Source organism: Parolsenella sp. (genome assembly GCF_982402205.1).
Genome location: NZ_CEVYAT010000152.1, coordinates 1 through 3,796, shown reverse-complemented (window position 1 = coordinate 3,796; position 3,796 = coordinate 1). Strand labels below are relative to the sequence as shown.

Here is a 3,796-nt window from a genome sequence, read left to right as displayed (position 1 = left end):
ACCCCGCCCTGCTCGACACCGTCAAGCTCGGCGCCCCCACCCTCGTTGCCACGGCCTGCTCGTTTGTGACCGTCTCGGTCATGACGTCGATGGCGCTCGTCGCCGTGCCCGAGCAGGGCAGCTCGGTCACCTACTACGCGCGCCTGTGGTACACGCTGCCCTACGCGGTCTTCGCGGTGCCCATCACGGTTGCCATGTTCACCGAGATGAGCGAGTCGTTCGCCAAGGGCGACCGGGCGCGCTACGCCCGTCAGCTCTCGTCGGGCATGAGCCAGATCATGTTCGTGCTCATCCCGTTCATGCTCTACCTCATCGTGTTCTCGCGCCCGCTCATGAGCCTGCTGCGCATTGGCCAGTTCGACGCCCAGAGCGCCGAGCTCACGGCCGCCTACCTCTCGAGCCTGGCCCTGTGCCTGCCGTTCTACGGTCTGTCGACCTTCTTCCAGAAGGCCTTCTCGTCGATGCGCAAGATGGTGCCGTTTGCCGTGGCCAACGTCATCGCCTCGGTGGCGCAGGTGGTCTTCACCATCTGGGCCACGCCCATCCTGGGCATCCACGCCGTGTCGCTGGGTAGTTTTGTCTACATGGTGCTGCTCGACGTCATTTCGCTGGCGCAGATTCGCCGGGATATCGAGGGCGTTTACCTCGCGGGCTTCATCAAGAGCAGTCTGCGCGCCGTGGCTCTGGGCCTGCTGGGTGCCGCCGCGGGAGCGCTCATCAGCCACCTGCTGGGAGGCGCGGGCTCGCTCACCGCTGGGCACGCGCTGGTGATTCTTGCATGCGGAGGCGTCGTCGCGGTTGCCGTGACCTTTGGCGCGGCGATGCTGCTGCGCCTGACCGAGGTCGACTTCCTCACCGGCATGGTGCGCCGTCTCGCCGCCAAGCTCCACCGCTAGGGGAGGGCGTTTCCCTGCCAGCCTCCAATGCTGGGGGCGAGCCACAGCCAAATACCGTCCTTCGAGCGCCGTGGGCTTTGAGCCCGCGGCGCTTTTGCTTAAGAAGGGTCATGCTCGTTCGATTAGTGAGCGTAGGTTGGCAAAACAGGCCGATTTGAGCCTTGATAGCAGTTAATTTGCCAACTTGTGTACACTAATCAGCCTCGCTTGCGCCGACGTGGCCGAGCAGAGCCGCGTGTCAGCAGATCCGTCCCCCCGATGCGTGGCCGAGACGGCCGCAACAATCTCGCCCCGCAGCCGTACCACCAACGTTGAACCCAGCGCCGCAGAGGCCGCCGCAGACCCGTCACGCTGCGACTTTACCGTTCACCCAAATATGGGGCCGCTCGCCGTCAGACACGTTTATTACGGCGCGGTTAAAACACGGCGGGCTGTTGAAAAAAGTGCTGATAAATACAACTACTTGCCGCTATTGAGTTCAACCAACACAAACGGGGTAGGCCTTCCCCGCGCGTGTCAGTCAATCGCTAAAGGCCACGCATCGAGGAGGATGAAAGATGGAGTCCAATCGTTTTGGCATGTCCCGTAGGAACTTCGTGAAGCTGTCTGGTGCTGCGGGCATTCTAAGCGTCGCTGGCCTCGCCGGTTGCGGCAACTCCGGTTCCTCGAGCGCTGGCTCTTCCAGCAGCGACTCGGCCGACACCTTCAAGATCGGCAACATCGGCCCGCTGACCGGTGCCGCCGCCATCTATGGCAACGCCACCAAGAACGGTGCCCGGCTCGCCGTCGACGAGATCAACGCCGCCGGCGGCTCGGTCAAGTTCGAGCACAACTGCCAGGACGACGAGCACGATCCCGAGAAGTCCGTCAACGCCTACAACAACCTCAAGGACTGGGGCCTGCAGGTCCTCGTTGGCGCCACGACCACCGCTCCCTGCGTGGCCGTCTCCGCCGAGACCAACGCCGACAACGTGTTCGAGATCACGCCGTCGGCCAGCTCCAACGACGTCATCGGTGGCCAGGAGGACGTCGACGGCAACGTCACGACCCCGCGCAAGGACAACGTCTTCCAGATGTGCTTCACTGACCCCAACCAGGGTACCGCTTCCGCTCAGTACCTCGCCAAGAAGGCCCTGAGCAAGGAGAACAAGATCGCCGTCATCTACAACAACTCCGATGCCTACTCCACGGGCATCTACAAGAAGTTCGAGGCCGAGGCCGCCAACCAGGGCCTGAACATCGTCTCGACCACGACCTTCACGGATGACTCCGCCAACGACTTCTCCGTGCAGCTCAACGACGCCAAGAACAACGGCGCCGACCTTGTCTTCCTGCCGATCTACTACACCCCCGCCGCGCTGATTCTCAAGCAGGCCGACGGCATGGGCTATGCCCCCGGCTTCTTTGGCTGCGACGGCATGGACGGCATCCTGACGGTCGAGGGCTTCGACACCAAGCTCGCCGAGGGTCTCATGCCGCTGACCCCGTTCGTCGCCACCGCCACCGACGAGAAGACCTCCAAGTTCACGAAGGCCTACAAGGACGCCTACGGTGACGACCCGATTCAGTTCGCCGCCGACGCCTATGACTGCATCTACGTCGTTAAGGAGCTGCTCGAGAAGACCGGCTGCACGCCCGACATGAGCGCCTCCGACATCTGCGACAAGCTCAAGGCCGCCATCGTCGATGGCTACACCTACTCCGGCCTCACCGGCGAGAACGTCACCTGGAAGGACACGGGCGAGGTCTCCAAGGAGCCCAAGGGCATGGTCATCAAGGACGGCGTGTACCAGCCGTTGGACTAGTTCAGCGTCGTCGCGGACGGGCGTCTCGCGCGCCTCGTCTGAGTCGCGTCGTCCGTAATCTATTGACAGAGCGAGCGGGGGCCATCTGCGCGATGGTCCCCGCTCGTCGGTAGGAAAGAGAAGTTGCCGGGGCGTGTCCACCCCATTTCGGAGGCGTTACCGGCAGCGCGAATTGAAAGGAGGCGGCATGACATGGGCCTTCTGACGAACCTCATCAACGGCCTGTCGCTGGGCAGCGTTTACGCAATCATCGCGCTGGGCTACACCATGGTGTATGGCATCGCCAAGATGCTGAACTTCGCCCACGGCGACATCATCATGGTTGGCGGCTACGTGTGCTTCTGTGCCGTTAACTACCTGGGCCTGCCCACCGGCGTGGGCGTGCTGCTCTCGATTGTGGCGTGCACCGTGCTCGGCATCGTGGTCGAGCGGCTGGCCTACAAGCCGCTGCGCAACGCCCCGTCGCTCGACGTCCTGATCACCGCCATCGGAGTGAGCTACTTCCTGCAGAACGCCGCGCTGCTCATCTGGGGCTCCGACACCAAGTCGTTCCCGAGCGTCGTCGACCTGCCCAGCGTGAGCCTGTTCGACGGCCAGCTCGTCATCAGCGCCATCACGATCGTCACCGTGCTCTCGGGCATCGTCGTCATGATCGCCCTCACGGCCTTCACCGGCAAGACCCGCATGGGCAAGGCCATGCGCGCCTGCTCCGAGGACCGTGGCGCCGCCACGCTCATGGGCATCAACGTGAATTCGACCATCTCGCTCACGTTCGCCATTGGCTCGGGCCTGGCCGCCATCGCCGGCGTGCTCATGTGCTCGGCCTATCCCACGCTGATCCCCACCACGGGGTCGCTTCCCGGCATCAAGGCCTTCACCGCCGCCGTCATCGGCGGCATCGGCTCGATCCCCGGCGCCTTCGTGGGCGGCCTCGTCCTGGGCGTCATTGAGATCTTCGCCAAGGCCTACGTGGGCACCCAGCTCGCCGACGCCATCGTGTTTGGCGTCCTCATCGTTGTGCTGCTCGTGAAGCCGAGCGGCCTGCTTGGCAAGACCGTCAGGGAGAAGGTGTAGCGCCATGGCAGATACCAGCAT

The 3,796-nt window shown here is 63.6% G+C and carries 3 protein-coding genes; all 3 read left to right on the top strand.

What is annotated here, in order from left to right; all coding sequences use genetic code 11:
* Positions 1 to 896, top strand: an 896-nt coding sequence (locus tag AC1VTH_RS07295; protein ID WP_481335483.1) for a lipid II flippase MurJ, incomplete at its 5' end; no start/stop codon positions are given.
* 557 nt (positions 897 to 1,453) lie between these two features.
* A complete protein-coding gene (locus AC1VTH_RS07290; protein WP_481335482.1) occupies positions 1,454 to 2,701 on the top strand; it encodes an ABC transporter substrate-binding protein in 1,248 nt (415 codons plus the stop codon).
* 192 nt (positions 2,702 to 2,893) lie between these two features.
* Complete coding sequence (locus AC1VTH_RS07285; RefSeq protein ID WP_481335481.1) at positions 2,894 to 3,775, top strand: branched-chain amino acid ABC transporter permease; 882 nt, start codon at positions 2,894 to 2,896, stop codon at positions 3,773 to 3,775.
* Positions 3,776 to 3,796 lie beyond the last annotated feature (21 nt).

Bases quoted from the DNA above. Each gene is read 5' to 3' on its own strand.
- AC1VTH_RS07285 (WP_481335481.1), top strand. From the start codon at position 2,894: ATGGGCCTTCTGACGAACCTCATCAACGGCCTGTCGCTGGGCAGCGTT.
- AC1VTH_RS07290 (WP_481335482.1), top strand. From the start codon at position 1,454: ATGGAGTCCAATCGTTTTGGCATGTCCCGTAGGAACTTCGTGAAGCTG.